Raw genomic sequence first — 18,689 nt, 5'->3', positions numbered from 1 at the left:
GCGGTGCGCTGCTCGTGGCGGCTTGTACGTTCTTGCGCACGCGGCGCCGGCGGCGCAATCTGCGTGCCGGTTGCCGCGTATCGTCGAATGCAGGATGGGCGTGTGCGCGTCAGCGCGCCTGCCAGCGTCCGGGCGGCACGCCGAACATCCGCTTGAAATGCCGGGAGAAGTGACTCTGGTCGACGAAGCCGCTGGCCGCGGCGACGTCGGCGATCGACACGCCCGCGCGCAACGGCGCAAGCGCGCGCTGCAGCCGCAGCTGGTTGCGCCACGCATGCGGCGGCATCCCGATCGTCCGGGTGAACAGGCGCGCTGCGTGGAACGGCGACAGGCCGGCGGCCTGCGCGACGTCGTCGAGCGTGACCGTGCACGTGAGATCGGCGGCGAGCCTCTCGCGCATCGCGTCGACGCGCGGCTCGTCGGCCGCGAGCGCCGCCGGCTGAAGCCGCGCGTCGGCATGGCGCGCGATCAGTGTCGACAATGCATCGAGCATCGCCGTTTCGGCGGCGAGCGGATCGTAGGCGCACGGTGCCGCGGCGGCCGGAACGTCGGCGGCCGGCTGCTCGTGCGGATGGAACGGCGGCATGCACTCGCTGCCTGCCTCCATCATCCGGTGGGCCAGCGCGAGCCGTGCCGCGAGATCGGCGTCGCGGATCACGTCGGACGGGAACCATGGCGCATCCTGCGGGCGCCCCGCGATCGCGCTCGCGAGCGCGCGAATGTAGTCGACCGGCACGTAGCTCACGCGATAGCACCAGCCTTCGTCCGTCGCGCGCGAGCCCGTGTGCACCTCGCCGGGATTGATCACGGGCACGGTGCCCGTTTCGGCGACATGGCCGCTGCCGCGACAGGTGTAGCGCTCCGCGCCCTCGAGGATCACGGGAATCGTGTACGCGTCGTGCCAGTGCGGCGCGAACGTATGGTCGCGATAGGTCGCCGTGAGCAGGTCCGCATCCGGCAGCAGCGGCGTGCGCCAGTAACGTGCGGAGTCCGGAAGAAGGCGGGGGGCGGACATGGTCGGGCGCGAGGGCGGTCGAATCGACAGTGTATCGCTCGAGCGCCCGGCCGGCGCGGGCTTACTTGACCGGAATCGTCGTGCCGGCCGGCATCGGCACCGCGGTCACGGCGTTCTTCGGACTGCCGCTGACGATGCGGTCGCTGTAGGTCAGGTAGACGAGCGTGTTGCGCTTCTTGTCGACCACGCGCACGACATGCAGCGTCTTGAAGATGAACGACATCCGCTCGCTGAACACGTCGGTCTGCTGCTTGAGCGGCTCCTTGAAGCTGAGCGGACCGACTTGCCGGCACGCGATCGACGCTTCGCTCGGATCCTCGGCGACGCCGAGCGTGCCCTTGATCCCGCCGGTGCGCGCCCGCGACACGTAGCAGGTGACGCCCGTCACGAGCGGATCGTCATACGCTTCGACGACCACGCGGTCGGAGCCCGTCACGCGGAAATGAGTGTTGACGCTGCCGACTTCCTCCGCGTGCGCGAGCGGCGCGGCGGCAAGGGCGGAGAGCAGAAGGGCGAACGGCGCAGCGGAAAGGAGGCGGTGCTTCATCGATGGAACCGGATGCGAATGCGGGACAGAAACTCTAGCATGCGCGGCGGTGACCGACGGGCGCCGGAAAAACAAAAGGCCCGTCGAATGACGGGCCTTTTGCTGTCTGGCTCCCCGACCTGGGCTCGAACCAGGGACCTACGGATTAACAGTCCGGCGCTCTACCGACTGAGCTATCGGGGAATAAATCGGTACATCTGCGTGCTTGTTTGGTGGCCAACAAAAAACCCGTCCACCTTCAACGGGCTCTTGCGTTTTTGGCTCCCCGACCTGGGCTCGAACCAGGGACCTACGGATTAACAGTCCGGCGCTCTACCGACTGAGCTATCGGGGAACAAACAACAACAGCAGAGAAACGAGATTGTATGGAGCGTTCGCTAACCTGTCAACACTTTTGAGCGGCGACGTGCAAAATATTTTGCGGCGCCGCTGCGCGATCAGCGTTCGAGCAGGTGCAGCTTTTCCTGCACGTCCTTCCACTCGTCCGCATCGGCCGGTGCCGGCTTCGTCTTCGTGATGGACGGCCAGTTCTTCGCCAGCTCGGCGTTCAGCTCGGTGAACTGCTGCTGGTCGCCCGGAACGTCTTCTTCGGCATAGATCGCATTGGTCGGGCACTCGGCGACGCACACGGCGCAGTCGATGCACTCGTCCGGATCGATGGCGAGAAAGTTGGGACCTTCACGGAAGCAATCCACCGGGCACACATCCACGCAATCCGTGTATTTGCACTTGATGCAGCCTTCGGTCACAACGTGAGTCATTAAAACGCTCCTGCTTGGCGGTATATATGGGGTGGCGTTTGCGCCAAAAGCGGCATTGTAACTGAAGCGCAAAACCCGCATGGCGTGGTCGGCTTTCCGGCTTATATCGTTTCGTGATTAGTTTATGGGGCCGACCGTGGGCGCGGTGCGTACGGCCGGCCGCACGACGCGGTGGGGAAGGGGGAGGCGGTTTCATGATGGTCGGGCCCGCATTCGGGTAACATGGCCGGCAGACCGGGCGGCGCGCGGTGCGCCGGGGCCCTGTCACGATATTGGCGGTGCCGTAATCATGATCATCACTTCGCTGCTCGACACGGATCTCTACAAATTCACGATGATGCAGGTCGTCCTGCATCACTTTCCTGCCGCAAACGTCGAGTACCGGTTCCGGTGTCGCACGCCCGGCGTCGATCTCGTCCCGTACATCGACGAGATCCGCGACGAGGTGCGCGGCCTGTGTTCGCTGCGCTTCACCGACGACGAACTCGACTACCTGCGGCGCATGCGCTTCATCAAGAGCGACTTCGTCGACTTCCTCGCGCTGTTCCACCTGAACGAGAAATACATCTCGATCACGCCTTCGCCGAAGGGCAACGGCGAGATCGACATCGTGATCGAGGGGCCGTGGCTGCACACGATCCTGTTCGAGATCCCGGCGCTCGCGATCGTCAACGAGGTCTATTTCCGCAACACGCAGCGCGAGCCCGACTATCGCGAAGGCCGCGAACGGCTGCGCGAGAAGATCAAGCTGCTCGGCGCGAAGCCCGAGTTCGCCGACTGCAAGATCGCCGACTACGGCACGCGCCGGCGCTTTTCGAAGGTGTGGCACGAGGAGGTCGCGCTGACGCTGCGCGACGGGCTCGGGCCGCAATTCGCGGGCACGAGCAACGTGTTCTACGCGATGAAGCACGGCCTGACGCCGCTCGGCACGATGGCCCACGAATACCTGCAGGCCTGCCAGGCGCTCGGCCCGCGGCTGCGCGATTCGCAGACCTACGGTTTCGAGATGTGGGCGAAGGAGTATCGCGGCGACCTCGGGATCGCGCTGTCGGACGTTTACGGGATGGACGCGTTCCTGAACGACTTCGACATGTACTTCTGCAAGCTGTTCGACGGCGCGCGCCACGATTCGGGCGATCCGTTCGAATGGGGCGAGCGCATGCTGCGCCACTACGAGGCGAACCGCTGCGATCCGCGTACCAAGGTGCTCGTGTTCTCGGACGCGCTGGACATCCCGAAGGTCATGCAGCTGTACGAACGGTTCCGCAACCGCTGCAAGCTCGCGTTCGGCGTCGGCACCAATCTCACGAACGATCTCGGCTACGTGCCGCTGCAGATCGTGATCAAGATGGTCCGCTGCAACGGACAGCCGGTCGCGAAGCTGTCGGATTCGCCGGGCAAGAGCATGTGCGACGACAAGGCGTATCTCGCGTACCTGCGCCAGGTGTTCGGCATCGCGCAGCCGGTCGACGAGGACGCATCGCAGTAAGCGTCGGCCAAGCGGCCAGGTGCGTCGCGGCGAGGGCGGCCGGTATAATCCGACGGTATTGCACGCCAACGTCACGAGGACCGTTCATGGACACTTCCGCTGCCCGTCGCCAGATCCTCGCACGCATTCGCGCGGCGCAAGGACGCGCGCCCGAACCCGATGCAGCGGAGCGCGACGGCGTCGCCGACTATCTCGCCCGCCATCCCGAGGGGCCGCGCCCGCCGATGCCGGCCGACCTCGTCGCCGCATTCGTCGACGAAGCGGCTCGCTTGTCGACGACGGTCGACGAGGTCGCGACACTGGCCGATGCGCCGGCCGCCGCCGCCCGCTATCTTTCCGCTCACGGCCTGCCAATGCAGGCCGTCGCGTGGCGCACGCTGGCCGAGCTCGACTGGGCCGGCGCGGGCTTGTCGGTCGAATGCCGAAAACCGCGCGACGGCGATCTCGTCGGCCTCACCGGCTGCTTCTGCGCAACCGCCGAAACCGGTTCGCTGGTGCTGCTGTCCGGCCCCGACACTTATGCGTCGGCCGGGCTGCTGCCGGAGACGCACATCGCGATCGTGCCGGCGTCGCGGATCGTCGCGGGCCATGAAGACGCATTCGCGCTGATTCGCGCGGAGCGCGGCGAATTGCCGCGTGCGGTCAATTTCGTATCGGGCCCGTCGCGCACGGGCGATATCGAGCAGACCATCGTGCTGGGCGCGCACGGCCCGTACCGCGTTCACGCGATCGTCGTACGCGGCGCATGACGCGCGCGCCTGATCCATCCTCACTCGACTCACACGCACAAGGAAGTTCTGCATGAAACGACATGCCGCCTGGGCGGGCATGGCGTCGGGAGCAGCGCTTGGCGCCGTTCCCGCGCTTGCATCGGCCGCCACGCTCGACGGTGCCACGCTGTCCGCACTCTGGGGCATCCCGTTCGCCGGGATCCTGCTGTCCATCGCGGTGTTCCCGCTCGTCGCGCCGGTGTTCTGGCATCACCACTTCGGCAAGATCGCCGCGGCGTGGGCGATCGTGTTCCTGGTTCCGTTCGCCGCCGCGTTCGGTGCGGGCACGGCGTTCGGTACGCTCGTGCACGCGCTGCTCGAGGAGTACATACCGTTCATCGTGCTGTTGACGGCGCTCTATACGGTCGCCGGCGGCATTTGCGTCAACGGCAACCTGCACGGCACACCGAAGCTGAACACCGCGATCCTCGCGCTCGGCACGCTGCTCGCGAGCGTGATGGGCACGACGGGCGCCGCGATGCTGCTGATCCGGCCGCTGCTGCGCGCGAACGATAACCGCAAGCATGTCGTGCACGTCGTGATCTTCTTCATCTTCCTCGTCGCGAACGCAGGCGGCTCGCTGTCGCCGCTCGGCGATCCGCCGCTGTTCCTCGGCTTCCTGAACGGCGTGAGCTTCTTCTGGACGACCACGCATCTCGCACTGCCGATGCTGTTCATCTGCGCGGTGCTGCTGACGCTTTTCTTCGTGCTCGATACGTACTTCTACCGGAAGGCCGGCGAGGAGCGGCCGGCCGCACTCGACCCGACGCCTGACGGCGGTGCGCTGTCGATCGACGGCAAGGTCAACTTCGTGTTGCTCGCGGCCGTGATCGGCCTCGTGCTGATGAGCGGCGTCTGGAAGCCGGGCATCTCGTTCGACGTGTGGGGCACGCACGTCGCGCTGCAGAATCTCGTGCGCGACGTCGCGCTGGTCGTCGTGACGCTCGCGTCGCTCGCGCTGACGCCGCGCTCGGCGCGCGAAGGCAACGCGTTCAACTGGGCGCCGATCGAGGAGGTCGCGAAGCTGTTCGCGGGGATCTTCGTGACGATCGCGCCGGTGATCGTGATCCTCCGCGCGGGTGCGGACGGTGCGTTCGCCCAGATCGTCCATCTCGTCACGGGGCCCGACGGCAAGCCGATCGACGCGATGTACTTCTGGGCGACCGGCTTGCTGTCGTCGTTTCTCGACAACGCGCCGACCTACCTCGTGTTCTTCAACCTCGCGGGCGGCGATGCGCAAGCGCTGATGACGACCGGCGCGACGACGCTTGCCGCGATTTCGGCGGGGGCGGTGTTCATGGGCGCGAACAGCTACATCGGCAATGCGCCGAATTTCATGGTGAAGGCGATCGCGGAATCGCGCGGCGTGAAGATGCCGAGCTTCTTCGCGTATCTGGGCTGGGCGCTCGTGATCCTGGTACCCGTATTCCTGCTGACGTCGTGGATCTTCTTCCCGGCGTAGGCTGACGATTTTCAACCAAGCGCGGACGGCTCCGGCGGCGCACGATGTGCCGCGTGCCGGCCGCGGCATGCGGAGATGGCGATGCAGAAGATCCTGGTCGCACGTCCGATCTTTCCGGACGTGATCGAACGGCTCGAGCAGTATTTCGAAGTCGACTGGAACAATGGCGACGCGCTCGCCCCCGATGCGCTCGCTGCGCGTCTCGCGGACAAGGACGGCGCGCTGACGGCGGGCGACCCGGTCGGCGCGGCCGCGCTCGCGGCGGCGCCGCGCCTGCGCGTCGTGTCGAACATGGCGGTCGGCTACAACAATTTCGACATGGCCGCGTTCAATGCCGCGAACGTGCTCGGCACCAACACGCCCGACGTGCTGAACGAATCGACCGCGGATTTCGGCTGGGCGTTGATGATGGCCGCCGCGCGGCGGATCGCCGAATCCGAGCACTGGTTGCGCGCCGGACACTGGCAGAAGTGGGCGTATGACGGTTTCCTCGGCAGCGACATTTACGGCTCGACGCTCGGCGTCATCGGGATGGGGCGCATCGGTCAGGCACTCGCACGGCGCGCGCGCGGCTTCGGGATGGAGGTGATTTATCACAACCGGTCGCGGGTCGCGCCCGAGATCGAGGCCGAGCTGAATGCCGAATACCTGTCGAAGGATGACTTGCTGGCGCGCGCCGATCACGTCGTGCTCGTGCTGCCGTACACGAAGGAGAACCATCACACGATCGGCGCGGCCGAGCTCGCGAAGATGAAACCCACCGCGACGCTGACCAACATCGCGCGCGGCGGCATCGTCGACGACGCGGCGCTGGCCGCCGCACTGCGCGACAGGACGATCGCCGCGGCAGGCCTCGACGTCTATGAAGGCGAACCGAGCGTGCACCCGGCGCTGCTCGAGGTGCCGAACGTCGTGCTGACGCCACACATCGCGAGCGCGACCGAGAAGACGCGCCGCGCGATGGCGAACCTCGCGGCCGACAACCTGATCGCCGCGCTGGGCGAAGGGCCGCGCGCGGGGCAGCCGCCGAACCCGATCAACCCTGACGTGATCGGGAAGCCGCGCGCATGACGACGATGTTGTTGCTGGCGACGGTCATCGTGCTGGCCGTCGCGCTCGCGGTGGCGATCGTCGCGATCGTGCGCGGCGGTGGCCGCCACGACGATGCGGCCGTGCTCGGCGACCGGATCGAGGACGCCGCGCACGCGCAGGCGCTCGCGGTCGAGCGGCTCGAGCGCGAGCTGCGTGGCGAGATCGTCGAGAACGCGCGCGGCTCGCGCACCGAGCTGGCTGGCAGTTTCTCGCAGCTTCAGCAGACGCTCGCGACACAGCTCACGAGTATCGCGACCGTGCAGAACAATCAGATCGAGGGGTTCGCGCAACAGTTGGGCAAGCTCGTCGCGGGCAACGCGCAGCAGTTCGATGCGATGCGCGAGAGCGTGCAGCGTCAGGCGCAGCAGGCGCGCGAAGAGCAGACGGTCGCGCTGCGGCTGTTCGGCGACACGCTGAACCGGCAGCTCACGCAACTGACCGAGGCCAACGATCGCCGGATCGGCGAAGTGCGTGCGACGCTCGAGCAGCGGCTGAAGGAAATCGAGACGAACAATGCGGCGAAGCTCGAGGAGATGCGCCGCACCGTCGACGAGAAGCTGCATGCGACGCTCGAACAACGGCTCGGCGAATCGTTCAAGCTCGTGTCGGACCGGCTCGAGCAGGTCCACCGCGGGCTCGGCGAGATGCAGACGCTCGCGGCCGGCGTTGGAGACCTCAAGAAGGTGCTGACGAACGTGAAGACGCGCGGCACCTGGGGCGAGGTGCAGCTCGAGGCCTTGCTCGAGCAGATGCTTACGCCCGACCAGTATGCGAAGAACGTCGCGACGGTGCCGAAGAGCAGCGAACGCGTCGAGTTCGCGATCCGGCTGCCGGGGCGCGATGCCGGCACGCGCGACGCGCCGCCGGTGTGGCTGCCGATCGACGCGAAATTCCCGCGCGAGGACTACGAGCGGCTGATCGACGCGCAGGAGCGCGCCGATTCCGTGGCGGTCGAGGACGCGGCCCGTGCGCTCGAGGCGCGCGTGCGGATGGAAGCGCGCACGATTGCGGAGAAGTACGTCGCACCGCCGCATACGACCGATTTCGCGCTGCTGTTCCTGCCGACCGAGGGGCTCTACGCGGAGATCCTGCGCCGCCCGGGGCTGACCGACCTGCTGCAGCGCGACTATCGTGTCACGGTGGCCGGCCCGACCACGCTGACCGCGCTGCTGAACAGCCTGCAGATGGGTTTCCGCACGCTCGCGATCGAGCAGCGCTCGAGCGAAGTGTGGCAGGTGCTCGGTGCGGTGAAGACCGAATTCGGCAAGTTCGGCGATGTGCTCGCGCGCACGAAGGCGCAGCTCGAAACGGTCACGCGCTCGATCGAGGCCGCCGAGCAGCGCACCCGCGTGATGAACCGCAAGCTGAAGCAGGTCGAGGCGTTGCCGGGCGAGACGGCGGCCGGGCTGCTCGGCGCGGAAGCCGCCGACGGCGCCGATGCGGACGATGCATGACGCATCACGTGTACAGCCGAAGCCGGCTGGAACGAAAAACGGGCGCCGTGGCGCCCGTTTTCCTTTGCAGCACCGACCGGCGTGGCCGGCCCGCGTTCAACGTGCGGCGAGCGCGTTCAGCGCATCCCCGGTGACGCGCACGATGCGCCATTCCGGCAGCACGGTCGCGCCCATCTTTTCGTAGAAGTCGATCGCCGGCTGGTTCCAGTCCAGCACCGACCATTCGAAGCGAGCACAGCGGCGCTCGACTGCGAGTGCCGCGAGGTGCTGCAGCATCGCGGTGCCGAGGCCCGTGCCGCGCTGCGACGGCTGCACGTACAGATCCTCGAGATACAGGCCGCGACGGCCGAGGAACGTCGAATAGTTGTGAAAGAACAGCGCATACGCGACGATCGCGCCGTCGCGCTCGGCCACCAGCGCTTCGGCGGCGGGGCGCTCGCCGAACAGCGCGTCGGCCAGATCGGCGTCGCTCGCGACGAACAGGTGCGCAAGCTTCTCGAACTCGGCCAGCTCGCGCATCAGCGCGAGAATCGCACCGACGTCGCGCGTTTCGGCCGTGCGGATCAGCGGCGTGCCGCTCACGCTTCCTCCGGCGGATCGGACAGCACGATCTCGATGCCGCCGAAGCGCGACGCGACCCAGTTGTACGCGTGGCAGGCGATCCACAGCAGCACGAAACCGAGGATCGCGTTCAGCAGCAGCGCGCTCAGGATCGTGCTCAGTTCGACCATCCCGTAGCGGATGTACGCGACCAGGATGCCGAGCAGCACGATCGGCACGCTGAACGTCAGATAGACGAGGATCAGCGCCTTCGCGGTCTGCCCCGCGGCGATCGACGAGATTTGTTTCTTCATGTGCGGATTGCCCCCGTAGAGATATACCGATTGGAATTCAGATCAAGCCGTCGAGCGGCAGGATGTCGACCGGGGCGCCCGCGTCGACTGCCGCGGAATCGTGGCCCAGGACGATGAAACAGTTGGCGGCCGCGAGGCCGCTCAGCGATGCGGAACTCTGCGAGCCGGCCGGTGCGACGTGCCACTGGCCGTCGGCGTCGCGCGTCGCGACGGCGCGCAGGTATTCTGTACGGCCCGGGTGCTTTTTCAGCGCCTGCGTGCTGCGTGCCGTGTACATCGCCGGCGGTGGCGCATGCGCGCCGGCCAGCGTCAGCAGCGCGGGGCGCACGATCGCGTAGAACGTCACGGCGGACGCGACCGGATTGCCGGGCAGCCCGAAGAACAGCACGTGGCCGGCGCCGTCGGCCGCAGGCGCGAGCGTGCCGCACGCGAGCGGCCGGCCGGGCCGCAGCGCGAGGCTCGCGAAGGTCACGTCGCCGAGCCGCGCCATCACGTCGCGCGTGAAATCGGCTTCGCCGACCGACACGCCGCCCGACGTGATCACCGCGTCGGCCTGTGCGGCGGCGGCCTCGCGCAGCGCGCGTTCGAGCGCCACGGGATCGTCGCGGACGATCCCGAGATCGAGCGCGTCGATGTGCAGCCTTTCGAGCATCGCGACCAGCATCCCGCGATTGCTGTCGTACAGCGTGCCGCGATCGAGCGGCTCGCCGGGTTCGCGCAGTTCGTCGCCGGTCGAGAACACGGCGACGCGCACGCGGCGGCGCACCGTGACTTCGTGCAACCCGAGCGATGCGAGCAAGCCGAGATCGGACGGGCGGAGGATGCGCCCGGCGGCAAGCGCGCAGGCGCCGCGGGCGAGATCCTCGCCGGCCCTGCGGCAGTTTGCGCCGCGCGTGACGTCGTGCGCGGCGAAGCGGATGACGTCGCCGTCGACGCGCACGCGTTCCTGCGGAATGACCGTGTCGCATCCGGCTGGCATCGGCGCGCCGGTCATGATGCGGATGCACGCACCGGGCGCCACGACTCCGTCGAACGGATGGCCGGCGAACGCCGTGCCGGCGACCGTCAACGCGATGTCGGCGGCCGATGCAGGCCCATGTGCGCTGCCGTCGAATGCATAGCCGTCCATCGCCGAGTTGTCGTACGCGGGAATGTCGAACGGCGCATTCACGTCGGCCGCGAGCACGCGGTCGAGGGCGTCATGCAGCGGCACTGTGTCGCACGCGTCGACCGGCATCGCGAATCGGCACGCGAGCGCCTGCGCGTCGGCGAGCGACAACGGGGCAGCGGAATCGGGTGCGGTTCGGGAGGCGGGCGAGGATTGCGTGATCATCAGTCTGACTGCGCCGCAAGGCGTATCGGGTTCGTGGCCGGTGGCGCGCGGAGGGCGCCGGAGCGCGAAGGCGCATGCGGCGGGCGGGAACGGATGCCGGGGCCGTCAGCGGCGGGCAAGCGCGGCAAGTTCCTGCCAGGAGTTGGCATTGTAAAACGCACGCTCGTCGCAGAACTCGACTTCGACCGTCTTGTGGCGTGCGTACCACGCACGCACCTTGCGCTCGCCGGCCGCGAGCCTGACCGCGAGGTCGTCGGCGAGCGACGTGCGCAGCAGCGCGAAGGTCGGCTGCGGCGAACGTGCCTGTTGCGCGTCGACGGTCACCGCCATCGCGATGTCGGCCTGCTGCGCATCGAGCGCCGCATGCAGCCGCGCGACGAGGTCGGTCGGCAAATAGGGCGTATCGCACGGCGAGCACGCGACGAGCGGTGCGCGCGCCGCGCGCATGCCGGCGAGCAGACCCGCGAGCGGGCCGGGGAAATCGGGTGTTTCGTCCGGCACGATGCGCGCGTCGAACGGCGCACCGAGCTCGGCATAGCGATCGGTGTTGCGATTCGCGCTGATCAGCGTCTCGTCGACCTGCGGCGATAGCCGGCGCAGCACGTGCAGCGCAAGCGGCGTACCGTCGAGCAGTTGCAGACCCTTGTCGGCGCCGTCCATGCGCGTCGCGCGCCCGCCCGCGAGCAGCAGGCCGGTGACGGAAGGCGAGGCGGAAGCGGACATCGCGGGAAATCGGGGCGGCGGGCGCGCGTCAGCCGCCGATGTACGACATTTCTACGCGCTTGCCGGCACCGTGGGGCGCCGCGTCGGCGGTCGCGCTGCCGCGCAGCTGCGAATAGCGGTCGGTGCGGGCCTGCCAGATGCGGGCGATCGCGGTCGCGATCTCGGCGTCGCTGGCGCCGCCGCGCACGAGGGCGCGCAGGTCATGGCCGGTCGACGCGAACAGGCACAGATACAGCTTGCCTTCGGTCGACAACCGCGCGCGCGTGCAGTCGCCGCAAAATGCCTGTGTGACGCTCGAGATCACGCCGATTTCGCCGCTGCCGTCGGCATAGCCCCAGCGCTGCGCGGTTTCCGCCGCCGTGTGCGGCTCGAGCGGCACGAGCGGGAACTGTTCGGCGATCCGTGCGACGACGTCCGCGGACGGCAGCACTTCGGTCATGTTCCAGCCGTTCGACGTGCCGACGTCCATGTATTCGATGAAACGCAGGATCACGCCGGTGCCGCGGAAGCGCTCGGCCATCGGCAGGATCTCGCTGTCGTTGGTGCCGCGCTTCACGACCATGTTGACCTTGACTGGCGCGAGGCCCGCGGCCTGCGCGGCGAAGATGCCGTCGAGCACGTCGGCGCTCGCGAAGTCGGCGTCGTTCATGCGCTTGAACAACTTATCGTCGAGCGCGTCGAGGCTGACCGTCACGCGCGTGAGGCCGGCATCCTTCAGCGCGCGCGCCTTGCGCGCGAGCAGCGAGCCATTGGTCGTCAGCGTCAGGTCGAGCGGGCGGCCGTCATGGGTCGTCAGGCGCGCGAGGCGCTCGATCAAGAATTCGAGGTTCTTGCGCAGCAGCGGTTCGCCGCCGGTGATCCGGATCTTTTCGACGCCGTGTGCGACGAACAGCCGCGCCACGCGCTCGATTTCTTCGTGCGTGAGCAGCGCGCTGTGCGGCAGGAACGGGTAGTTCTTGTCGAACACGTCTCGCGGCATGCAGTACACGCAACGGAAGTTGCAGCGGTCCGTCACCGAGATGCGCAGGTCGCGCAGCGGCCTGGCGAGCGTGTCGGCCAAGGCGCCGTCAGGGGTATGCGCGACGCCGGAGATATCCGGCATCCCGCTGACGTCGGCGAGAGGAATGATGCGTCGGGACATGTTGAAAGAAGTGCGAGCCAAGCTTCTATTCTAGCCGGAAGCGGCTGGCCGGGCCGGTGGGCGGAAACCCGCAGCGCGGAAATGGAAAAGCCCGCCGGAGGCGGGCTTTTCCTGGTCGGGCGATGCGCCGCTTAATGTTGCGACGTTTCGACCTGCTGCATCGGGGTCGTGTCGACCGGCGGCAGCGCCTTGCGCTCGCGCGGAACGCGGACTGCGCGCGGCAGGCTAGACGCGGCTTCCTGAGCAGCGCGGAACTTGTCGGCGTCGGTGTTCACCCACACAAGACCGGCTTGTTCCAGCACGACATCGAGGCTCGCCGACGCTGGCGCAGCGGCCGTTTGCACGGGCGCCGGTGCCGGCGCGGCGACGGCTTCGACCGGCGCAGTTTCGACGCGAGCCGGTTCGACGGCGGCCGGAGCTGCTTCGGCTGCGACGACCGGTGCCGGTGCGGCCTGCTCGACGGGCGCGGACTGCGGCGCTTCGGCGGCAGCCGGCGCGGCCGGCACTTCGAACGCATCGGTCGGCGAAACCGCGACCGGAGCCGGGGCGGCTTCCGGAGCAGCGGCCGGCGTGACCGGTGCCGCTTCGGCTGCCGGTGCGACGACGGCCGGCTCGAGCGGCTCGACCGGCGTCGCTTCGACGCGAACCGGTGCCGGTTGCGGCTCGGCTGCGACCGGTGCCGCCGCTTCGGCAACGACTGCGCCTGCTGCGGCGACGGCTGCCACCGCGACCGGTGCGGCCGTATGAGCCGGCTCGACCGCGCTCGGGGTTTCCGTCGTCACGGCCTGCACGGCGGCTTCGCCGTCCGCGCCTTGCTCGGCGTGGTCGACGACTGCGCCTTCGTCCTCGCGCTCGCGACGACCGCCACGGCGACCGCGGCGGCGGCGGCGACGTTCCTCGCCGTCACGTGCGCCGGCTTCCGCGTCGGCTGCGACATCGGCGCCCGGCAGGGCGACGGCTGCAGTCTGGTCGGCTGCCGCTTCCGGATGGTTCTCGCCACGGGTGACGGTTTCGAGCGTCGCCGCGTGTTGCGTCGGCTTGCGGCGCTCTCCGCGCTCGCGACGTTCGCCGCGTTCCTGGCGCTCGCCGCGGCCGGCTGCCTCGACGGCTTCCGGCTGCTCGGTGCGCTCGCGCGGTTCGCGGTTCTCGCGCGGTTCACGGCTCTCACGCGGCTCACGCGGTTCGCGGCCTTCGCGTGGGCCACGACCCTCGCGACTTTCGCGACCCTCACGGCTTTCGCGCGGCTCACGGCCTTCACGCGGTTCGCGACCTTCGCGCGGTTCACGCGGCTCGCGCCCTTCCTTGCCTTCGCGTTCCAGGCGTTGCGACTGGCCACGGCCTGCCGCTGCCTGATCGCGACCGCCCTGAGCCTGCTGGGCGCCGCCGCGACGGTTGCGGTTGCGATCGCCGCCGCGCTGCTCGGTCTTCTCGGTCCGCTCGCGGGCCGGACGGGCTGCCTGCTCCTTGGCCGGTGCCGGTGCGACCGGCGCGGGTGCCGAAGCCGGCGACATGCCGAACAGACCCTTCAGCCAGCCGATGAAGCCGCCGCTCGCCGCGGCGACCGGGGCGGGTACCGCAACCGGTTCGACCGGGCGCTGCGGTGCCGGGCTCGGTGCCGGACGCTCGGGCGTGATGCCCTTGACCGCGGCTTCCTGCTTCGGCTTCACGTCGGCCGCACGCTTGCTGTAGCCGGTTTCCGACTCCAGTTCGCGGGCGGCTTCTTCCGCCATCTTCCAGGACGCACGCGGATCGTCGAGGCGCGCGTCGTCATGGCGCAGGCGCTCGAGCTTGTAGTGCGGCGTATCGAGGTGCTTGTTCGGGATCAGCACGATGCCGACCTTGAAGCGCGACTCGATCTTGTTGATTTCCTGACGCTTTTCGTTGAGCAGGAAGGCGGTCACCTCGACCGGCACCTGGCAGTGGATCGCCGCGGTGTTTTCCTTCATCGCTTCTTCCTGAATGATCCGCAGGACCTGCAGCGCGGACGATTCGGTATCGCGGATGTGGCCGGTGCCGTTACAGCGCGGGCACGTCACGTGGCTGCCTTCCGACAGGGCCGGACGCAGGCGCTGGCGCGACAGTTCCATCAGGCCGAAGCGGGAGATCTTGCCCATCTGCACGCGCGCACGGTCGTGCTTGAGCGCGTCCTTCAGGCGTTGCTCGACTTCGCGCTGGCTCTTCGCCGACTCCATGTCGATGAAGTCGATCACGATCAGGCCGCCGAGGTCGCGCAGGCGCAGCTGGCGGGCCACTTCGTCCGCCGCTTCGAGGTTCGTGCGGGTCGCCGTTTCCTCGATGTCCGCGCCTTTGGTCGCACGCGCCGAGTTGACGTCGATCGCGACGAGCGCTTCGGTGTGGTCGATCACGATCGCGCCGCCCGACGGCAGCGGCACCGTGCGCGAATACGCGGTCTCGATCTGGTGCTCGATCTGGAAGCGCGAGAAGAGCGGCACGTCGTCGTGGTAACGCTTCACCTTCGACACGTTGTCCGGCATCACGATGTCCATGAACGCACGGGCCTGATCGTAGATCTCGGTCGTGTCGATCAGGATTTCGCCGATATCGGGCTGGAAATAGTCCCGGATCGCGCGGATCACGAGGCTCGATTCCAGATAGATCAGCATCGGCTGGCCGGAATTGCCGCTTTGCGATGCCGCTTCGATCGCGCGCCACAGCTGCAGCAGGTAGTTCAGGTCCCACTGCAGTTCCTCGGCGCTGCGGCCGATGCCCGCGGTGCGGGCGATCATGCTCATGCCGTCGGGAATCTGCAGCTGCGCCATGGTTTCGCGCAGTTCCTGCCGCTCGTCGCCTTCGATCCGGCGCGATACGCCGCCGCCGCGCGGGTTGTTCGGCATCAGCACGAGGTAGCGGCCGGCGAGCGAGATGAAGGTCGTGAGGGCGGCGCCCTTGTTGCCGCGCTCCTCCTTCTCGACCTGAACGATCAGCTCCTGGCCTTCGCGCAGGGCATCTTGGATGCGCGCGGAGCGCATGTCGATGCCTTCCTTGAAGTACTGGCGGGCGACTTCCTTGAACGGCAGGAAGCCGTGGCGGTCTTCGCCGTAGTTGACGAAGCACGCTTCGAGCGACGGCTCGATGCGGGTCACGACACCTTTATAGATATTGCCCTTGCGCTGTTCGCGCCCGGCTGTCTCGATGTCGATGTCGATGAGCTTTTGCCCATCGACGATGGCGACGCGCAGCTCCTCCTGCTGCGTCGCATTGAACAGCATGCGTTTCATGAACGACTCCAGGCGGCTCTGCTGCCGGCGCCTCGCGATTGTCAGTCGCGAGGGCGGGAACGACGGCAGGCCGCGCCTTGTTGTGTTGTCACGGGCACGCTGGAGCGGGAAGGATGGCGGGGAGAATTGCCTGAAGAGGCGCTTGGGCCCGAAAGACGGGGCCGGCGGCCAAAGGGCACCTGCGAACACGGCTTCAAAGCACGGCGTCCACACACCGCACGCTGCGAAAGCGCGCTAAGCCTGAGACCGGGGCACTGCCACGGGGCGCGCGCAATGCGTCGCGCGCGCCGACGGGCGGCAGATGCTGCGGCTTGGGCCGCAGCGGGGAGTATCGAATCCAGCCCGACTTTCCCGCCTGGGGTGTACTTCCCTGGTTTGACGTCGCCAAGCCCCGCACGCTTCGCGGGGCCAAATCGGGCGCAACGCCGTATTTTCGCAACCGGCAGCCTACGGACGTACTTCACGCCGTCGGGCTGCCGATCAAATTCTTTTCAACCAACTTTCCGTTACCGCGGCGCCTTGCCGACCGAATCCGCCTGTGGGCGCGATCCTTGCCGACGGGCGGCGCCGTGCGTGCAACTTGCTGCATCTCTTTGGTTAGGGGCGAGCAGCAGACCCCCGGCGCAAGTAAAATAGCGGTTTGCGCTTGCGCCTTGCCCGATTCCGTCGGGGCCGGCCTGTCAGGCCACCCTCAACGTCCGGCTGGGCAAAATTATATTCAGTATGAATGAGTTAGGCAAAATATCCCAGAATTCAGTCGCAAGCGGCCAGGTATCGATGATCCAGATCGACGAAAACTCGGCCGGTCAGCGGATCGACAACTTCCTGTTGCGCGTCTGTAAAGGCGTGCCCAAAAGCCATATTTACCGGATCCTGCGCAGCGGCGAAGTGCGCGTGAACAAGGGTCGGGTCGACGCCCAGTATCGCCTCGCGTTCGGCGACATCGTCCGCGTGCCGCCCGTGCGGGTGGCGGCGGCCGACCTCGCGCGCGCCGACACGCCGATCGTGCCGCCCGCGCAGTTCGAGGTGCTGTACGAAGACGATGCGATGCTCGTCATCAACAAGCCGGCCGGCGTCGCCGTGCACGGCGGCAGCGGCGTCGCGTTCGGCGTGATCGAGCAGATGCGCCAGGCGCGTCCGCGCGCGAAGTTCCTCGAACTCGTGCATCGGCTCGACCGCGAGACCTCCGGGATCCTGATGCTCGCGAAGAAGCGCTCGGCGCTCGTCGGCCTGCACGAGCAGATCCGCGAGAACCGGATGGACAAGCGTTACTTTGCGTGCGGACACGGAGAGTGGCAGTCCGACTGGGGCCGCCGCCGCGCGGTGAAGGCGCCGCTGTTCAAGTATTCGACCCCGGAAGGGGAGCGGCGCGTGCGCGTGCAGGACGACGGCCTGCCGTCGCACACGGTGTTCAACCTGATCGAGCGCTGGCCGGACTACGCGCTGGTCGAGGCGGAACTCAAAACGGGTCGGACCCATCAGATCCGTGTGCACCTCGCGCATCTTGGCCTGCCGATCGCCGGCGACGCCAAGTATGGCGACTTCGCACTGAACAAGGCGCTGGCGCGCGCGAACGCGCAGCCGTCGCTCAAACGGATGTTCCTGCATGCGCACCGGCTGAAGCTCGCGCATCCGCTGACCGGCGAGGCGCTGCAGTTCGACGCGCCGCTGCCGGACGAATGCCGGCGCTTCCTCGATCAACTCCGCGCTCTGCGCGATACCGCCTGACTCGCATGGCCCGACAGCAATTTGACCTGATCGTCTTCGACTGGGACGGCACGCTGATGGATTCGACTGCGCACATCGCGCACAGCATCCAGGCCGCGTGCCGCGATCTCGGCCTGCCCGCGCCGTCGGACGAGGCCTCCCGCTATGTGATCGGCCTCGGCCTGCGCGATGCGCTCCAGATCACTGCGCCGACCCTCGATCCGTCCGACTATCCGCGGCTGGCCGAACGTTATCGCCATCACTACCTGCTGGACGATGAGCGCATCGAACTGTTCGCCGGCGTGCGCGAACTGCTCGCGGAATTGCGCGATACGGGTTACCTGCTCGCGGTCGCGACCGGCAAGGGCCGTGTCGGACTGAACCGCGTGCTCGACCAGTCGAAGCTGACGAGCCTGTTCGATGCGACGCGCTGCGCGGACGAAACATTCTCGAAGCCGCACCCGGCGATGCTGCACGAATTGTCGCGCGAATTGGGGCAGGATCTTGCGCGTACCGTGATGATCGGCGACACCACGCACGACCTGCAAATGGCCGCCAGTGCCGGGGCCGCCGGCATCGGCGTCGCGTACGGCGCGCACACGGCCGATGCACTGGCTGCGCTGACACCGCGCTTCGTCGCGCCGGACGTCGGCGCGCTGGCGGCGTGGCTGCGGGAGCACGCATGAGCACGACGCCGGACGCCGTGCGCGTGTGCGCATCGGACGCGCTGGCCGACGGCGGCGCCGGTGTGCGCGTCGACGCGTCGCTGCGCGGCGAGCAGGCGGTCGTGTTCTTCGTGCGTTACGAAGGTCGCGCGTACGGCTACCTGAACCGCTGCGCGCACGTGCCGATGGAGCTCGACTGGGCCGAAGGGCAGTTCTTCGAGTCGTCGGGCCTGTACCTGATGTGCGCGACGCACGGCGCGATCTACGCGCCGGATACCGGCAAGTGTGTCGGCGGCCCGTGCCGCGGCGGCCGTCTGCGGCCGGTCGAAGTCGACGAGCGCGACACGCCGGACGGGCGTGCGGTATTCTGGGTGCCGGATGCCGACCTGGGTCCCGCCGCTCCGCCTCCTTCCGCCACGACCGACTGAAGACATTAC

The 18,689-nt window shown here is 67.9% G+C and carries 17 protein-coding genes and 2 tRNA genes; 8 read left to right on the top strand and 11 right to left on the bottom strand.

What is annotated here, in order from left to right:
* Window positions 1-109: 109 nt before the first annotated feature.
* From HWX25_RS04520 to fdxA, 5 genes are all read right to left on the bottom strand, one after another.
* Window positions 110-1,015, bottom strand: coding sequence for an AraC family transcriptional regulator (locus HWX25_RS04520; RefSeq protein ID WP_175907375.1), 906 nt, complete (start codon window positions 1,013-1,015; stop codon window positions 110-112).
* A gap of 61 nt (window positions 1,016-1,076) precedes the next feature.
* A complete protein-coding gene (locus HWX25_RS04515; protein ID WP_059523767.1) occupies window positions 1,077-1,562 on the bottom strand; it encodes a CreA family protein in 486 nt (161 codons plus the stop codon).
* Between the two features lie 107 nt (window positions 1,563-1,669).
* Window positions 1,670-1,745 (bottom strand) — tRNA-Asn (locus tag HWX25_RS04510).
* Window positions 1,746-1,820: 75 nt separating this feature from the next.
* Window positions 1,821-1,896, bottom strand: a tRNA-Asn gene (locus HWX25_RS04505).
* Between the two features lie 103 nt (window positions 1,897-1,999).
* Window positions 2,000-2,323 (bottom strand): ferredoxin FdxA, encoded by a 324-nt coding sequence (gene fdxA / locus HWX25_RS04500; protein ID WP_006753067.1) that lies wholly within the window; start codon window positions 2,321-2,323, stop codon window positions 2,000-2,002.
* Between the two features lie 289 nt (window positions 2,324-2,612).
* Between fdxA and pncB the strand changes: the two genes are divergently transcribed.
* The 5 genes from pncB (at window position 2,613) to rmuC (ending at window position 8,590) form a co-directional block, all read left to right on the top strand.
* Window positions 2,613-3,812: a nicotinate phosphoribosyltransferase gene (gene pncB, locus HWX25_RS04495; protein WP_059523765.1), complete on the top strand. Its 1,200-nt coding sequence runs from the start codon at window positions 2,613-2,615 to the stop codon at window positions 3,810-3,812.
* Between the two features lie 86 nt (window positions 3,813-3,898).
* Entirely contained in the window at window positions 3,899-4,561 is a 663-nt protein-coding gene (locus HWX25_RS04490) for a lactate utilization protein C (RefSeq protein WP_059523763.1), read from the top strand.
* A 52-nt stretch (window positions 4,562-4,613) separates the two neighbouring features.
* Window positions 4,614-6,044, top strand: a complete 1,431-nt coding sequence (locus HWX25_RS04485) for a sodium:proton antiporter (protein ID WP_175907374.1) — start codon at window positions 4,614-4,616, stop codon at window positions 6,042-6,044.
* Window positions 6,045-6,125: 81 nt separating this feature from the next.
* On the top strand, window positions 6,126-7,115 hold the full coding sequence (locus tag HWX25_RS04480; RefSeq protein ID WP_175907373.1) for a D-glycerate dehydrogenase: 990 nt from the start codon (window positions 6,126-6,128) through the stop codon (window positions 7,113-7,115).
* Window positions 7,112-8,590 (top strand): DNA recombination protein RmuC, encoded by a 1,479-nt coding sequence (gene rmuC, locus HWX25_RS04475; protein ID WP_175907372.1) that lies wholly within the window; start codon window positions 7,112-7,114, stop codon window positions 8,588-8,590. The genes HWX25_RS04480 and rmuC overlap by 4 nt, the downstream gene beginning before the upstream one ends.
* 96 nt (window positions 8,591-8,686) lie before the next feature.
* Here the strand turns inward: rmuC and HWX25_RS04470 are convergent, their stop codons facing one another.
* The 6 genes from HWX25_RS04470 to HWX25_RS04445 all read right to left on the bottom strand — a co-directional run bounded on the left by HWX25_RS04470 (window position 8,687) and on the right by HWX25_RS04445 (window position 15,880).
* Complete coding sequence (locus HWX25_RS04470; protein ID WP_175907371.1) at window positions 8,687-9,172, bottom strand: GNAT family N-acetyltransferase; 486 nt, start codon at window positions 9,170-9,172, stop codon at window positions 8,687-8,689.
* The gene (locus HWX25_RS04465) at window positions 9,169-9,444 is read right to left on the bottom strand and encodes a hypothetical protein (protein ID WP_006476519.1); all 276 of its coding nucleotides are present in this window, start codon (window positions 9,442-9,444) and stop codon (window positions 9,169-9,171) included. Before HWX25_RS04465 ends, HWX25_RS04470 begins: the two co-directional genes overlap by 4 nt.
* 37 nt (window positions 9,445-9,481) lie before the next feature.
* The gene (gene glp / locus HWX25_RS04460) at window positions 9,482-10,777 is read right to left on the bottom strand and encodes a gephyrin-like molybdotransferase Glp (protein ID WP_175907370.1); all 1,296 of its coding nucleotides are present in this window, start codon (window positions 10,775-10,777) and stop codon (window positions 9,482-9,484) included.
* A gap of 105 nt (window positions 10,778-10,882) precedes the next feature.
* The gene (gene mobA, locus HWX25_RS04455) at window positions 10,883-11,500 is read right to left on the bottom strand and encodes a molybdenum cofactor guanylyltransferase MobA (RefSeq protein WP_175907369.1); all 618 of its coding nucleotides are present in this window, start codon (window positions 11,498-11,500) and stop codon (window positions 10,883-10,885) included.
* Between the two features lie 28 nt (window positions 11,501-11,528).
* The gene (gene moaA / locus HWX25_RS04450) at window positions 11,529-12,641 is read right to left on the bottom strand and encodes a GTP 3',8-cyclase MoaA (protein WP_175907367.1); all 1,113 of its coding nucleotides are present in this window, start codon (window positions 12,639-12,641) and stop codon (window positions 11,529-11,531) included.
* A 131-nt stretch (window positions 12,642-12,772) separates the two neighbouring features.
* A complete protein-coding gene (locus HWX25_RS04445) occupies window positions 12,773-15,880 on the bottom strand; it encodes an Rne/Rng family ribonuclease (protein ID WP_175907365.1) in 3,108 nt (1,035 codons plus the stop codon).
* Between the two features lie 723 nt (window positions 15,881-16,603).
* Between HWX25_RS04445 and rluC the strand changes: the two genes are divergently transcribed.
* Genes rluC through HWX25_RS04430 form a run of 3 tightly spaced genes read left to right on the top strand, consistent with a single transcriptional unit; the run spans window position 16,604 to window position 18,680 of the window.
* A complete protein-coding gene (rluC, locus tag HWX25_RS04440) occupies window positions 16,604-17,608 on the top strand; it encodes a 23S rRNA pseudouridine(955/2504/2580) synthase RluC (RefSeq protein WP_059702505.1) in 1,005 nt (334 codons plus the stop codon).
* Window positions 17,609-17,613: 5 nt separating this feature from the next.
* Window positions 17,614-18,273, top strand: a complete 660-nt coding sequence (locus tag HWX25_RS04435) for an HAD-IA family hydrolase (protein ID WP_175907363.1) — start codon at window positions 17,614-17,616, stop codon at window positions 18,271-18,273.
* Window positions 18,270-18,680 carry a Rieske 2Fe-2S domain-containing protein gene (locus HWX25_RS04430; RefSeq protein WP_059523743.1) on the top strand — a complete coding sequence of 137 codons (411 nt, stop codon included), beginning with the start codon at window positions 18,270-18,272 and terminating at the stop codon, window positions 18,678-18,680. The genes HWX25_RS04435 and HWX25_RS04430 overlap by 4 nt, the downstream gene beginning before the upstream one ends.
* The last annotated feature ends 9 nt before the right edge of the window (window positions 18,681-18,689 follow it).

It is taken from the genome of Burkholderia sp. BCC1640, from assembly GCF_902833125.1.
Lineage (GTDB): Bacteria > Pseudomonadota > Gammaproteobacteria > Burkholderiales > Burkholderiaceae > Burkholderia > Burkholderia diffusa.
The sequence above is the reverse complement of the archived record's forward strand: the minus strand, read 5'-3'. Positions and strand labels throughout refer to the sequence as shown.

Coding starts and splice junctions, on each gene's coding strand:
- HWX25_RS04520 (WP_175907375.1), bottom strand. CDS start 1,015: ATGTCCGCCCCCCGCCTTCTTCCGGACTCCGCACGTTACTGGCGCACG.
- HWX25_RS04515 (WP_059523767.1), bottom strand. CDS start 1,562: ATGAAGCACCGCCTCCTTTCCGCTGCGCCGTTCGCCCTTCTGCTCTCC.
- fdxA (WP_006753067.1), bottom strand. CDS start 2,323: ATGACTCACGTTGTGACCGAAGGCTGCATCAAGTGCAAATACACGGAT.
- pncB (WP_059523765.1), top strand. CDS start 2,613: ATGATCATCACTTCGCTGCTCGACACGGATCTCTACAAATTCACGATG.
- HWX25_RS04490 (WP_059523763.1), top strand. CDS start 3,899: ATGGACACTTCCGCTGCCCGTCGCCAGATCCTCGCACGCATTCGCGCG.
- HWX25_RS04485 (WP_175907374.1), top strand. CDS start 4,614: ATGAAACGACATGCCGCCTGGGCGGGCATGGCGTCGGGAGCAGCGCTT.
- HWX25_RS04480 (WP_175907373.1), top strand. CDS start 6,126: ATGCAGAAGATCCTGGTCGCACGTCCGATCTTTCCGGACGTGATCGAA.
- rmuC (WP_175907372.1), top strand. CDS start 7,112: ATGACGACGATGTTGTTGCTGGCGACGGTCATCGTGCTGGCCGTCGCG.
- HWX25_RS04465 (WP_006476519.1), bottom strand. CDS start 9,444: ATGAAGAAACAAATCTCGTCGATCGCCGCGGGGCAGACCGCGAAGGCG.
- glp (WP_175907370.1), bottom strand. CDS start 10,777: ATGATCACGCAATCCTCGCCCGCCTCCCGAACCGCACCCGATTCCGCT.
- mobA (WP_175907369.1), bottom strand. CDS start 11,500: ATGTCCGCTTCCGCCTCGCCTTCCGTCACCGGCCTGCTGCTCGCGGGC.
- moaA (WP_175907367.1), bottom strand. CDS start 12,641: ATGTCCCGACGCATCATTCCTCTCGCCGACGTCAGCGGGATGCCGGAT.
- HWX25_RS04445 (WP_175907365.1), bottom strand. CDS start 15,880: ATGAAACGCATGCTGTTCAATGCGACGCAGCAGGAGGAGCTGCGCGTC.
- rluC (WP_059702505.1), top strand. CDS start 16,604: ATGAATGAGTTAGGCAAAATATCCCAGAATTCAGTCGCAAGCGGCCAG.
- HWX25_RS04435 (WP_175907363.1), top strand. CDS start 17,614: ATGGCCCGACAGCAATTTGACCTGATCGTCTTCGACTGGGACGGCACG.
- HWX25_RS04430 (WP_059523743.1), top strand. CDS start 18,270: ATGAGCACGACGCCGGACGCCGTGCGCGTGTGCGCATCGGACGCGCTG.